Origin of the sequence: Mesorhizobium sp. M8A.F.Ca.ET.207.01.1.1, assembly GCF_004794715.1 — a bacterium.
Lineage (GTDB): Bacteria > Pseudomonadota > Alphaproteobacteria > Rhizobiales > Rhizobiaceae > Mesorhizobium.
The window spans coordinates 1-281 of sequence record NZ_SRUS01000589.1; the positions used below are offsets into that span (position 1 = coordinate 1).

Below are 281 nucleotides of genomic sequence, written 5' to 3' on the forward strand. Positions count from 1 at the left end.
GTCCAACCCGCGGCTGCTGGCAAAACCCGGGGAGAACCACATCGTCATCGGTACCCGGGTCTGTTCGGCCGGGGCGATGGCGTAGGGCACGCCGTGCAGGAACAGGCCCTTCTCGCCCAGCGACTCGCCATGGTCGGACAGGTAGATCATCGCCGTGTCGTAGTCCTGCATGCCCTGCAGCGTGCCGATGGTCTTGGTCAGGAAGTGATCGGTGTACAGCACGGCATTGTCGTAGCTGTTGGTGATCTCTTCGCGCGAGCAGCGGCCGATGTCACGGGTAT

Annotated in this window: 1 protein-coding gene; it reads right to left on the reverse strand. The window is 63.3% G+C overall.

Translation table 11 applies throughout. The features are described 5' to 3' along the window. On the reverse strand, positions 1 to 281 hold a 281-nt coding region (locus tag EN850_RS35955; RefSeq protein WP_145973040.1), incomplete at both ends, for a sulfatase-like hydrolase/transferase.